Here is a 1,096-nt window from a genome sequence, read left to right as displayed (position 1 = left end):
TCCACGGCACTGGGCTCACTGAACAGGCTGGCCTGGGCCGGCATCGTTGTCGGGGTGCGGGCGGTGGGGATGACCGTGGGCGGTGCATCGTTCACCGTCAGGTTTTGCCCGGCTTCCAGCTCGCGCAGTTTTTCACCGGCCTGCTGGATCACCCCCGCCGGCACCCCGGCCAGCTGGGCCACCTGCAGACCATAACTGCGGCTGGCCGGGCCTTCCTGTACCCGGTGCAGGAACACAATGCGGTTATCGTGTTCGCTGGCAGTCAGGTGGGCGTTGTAAATCCCTGGCAGTTGCTCCGGCAGTTGAGTCAGCTCGAAGTAGTGGGTGGCGAACAGGGTGAACGCCTTGAGGTTGCGAGCCAGGTGCTCGGCGGCGGCCCAGGCCAGGCTCAGGCCATCAAAGGTACTGGTGCCTCGGCCGATTTCGTCCATCAGCACCAGGCTCTGAGCGGTGGCGTTGTTGAGGATGTTGGCGGTCTCCGACATCTCCACCATAAAGGTGGAGCGGCCACCGGCCAGGTCATCGGAGGAGCCGATACGGGTAAAGATGCGGTCCAGGCTGCCGATGCGGGCACTGGCCGCCGGCACGCAGCTGCCCAGGTGGGCGAGCAGGGCAATCAGCGCGGTTTGGCGCATATAGGTGGATTTACCGCCCATGTTCGGGCCGGTGATGATCACCATGCGGCGGGCATCGTCCAGGTGCAGACTATTGGGCACAAAGGCATCGTCCAATACCTGCTCCACCACCGGATGGCGGCCATCGACGATTTCGATAATGGAATCGTCGTCCACCAGCTGCGGGCGCACCCAGTTGAGCGCTTCGGCGCGCTCGGCCAGTGAGGTCAGCACATCCAGCTCGGCCACGGCGGCGGCGCTGCGCTGCAGGGCATGCAGGTCGGCGGCGACTTTTTCCAGCAATGCTTCGTAGAGACGCTTTTCCAGCGCCAGCGCCTTGCTGGACGCGGACAGGGCCTTGTCTTCAAACTCTTTCAGTTCCGGGGTGATAAAACGTTCGGCATTTTTCAGGGTCTGCCGGCGCTGGTAATCCGCCGGCGCCTGGTCGGATTCCCGGCGCGACAGTTCAATGTAATAGCCGT

Annotated in this window: 1 protein-coding gene; it reads right to left on the bottom strand. The window is 63.7% G+C overall.

Translation table 11 applies throughout. From position 1 onward, the window contains the following. The coding region (gene mutS, locus A3754_RS21630) for a DNA mismatch repair protein MutS (protein ID WP_082904814.1) at positions 1 to 1,096 on the bottom strand (1,096 nt) is incomplete at both ends.

The sequence above is a fragment of the Alcanivorax sp. HI0083 genome (assembly GCF_001635175.1).
This window is presented reverse-complemented; position numbering and strand designations above follow the sequence as displayed.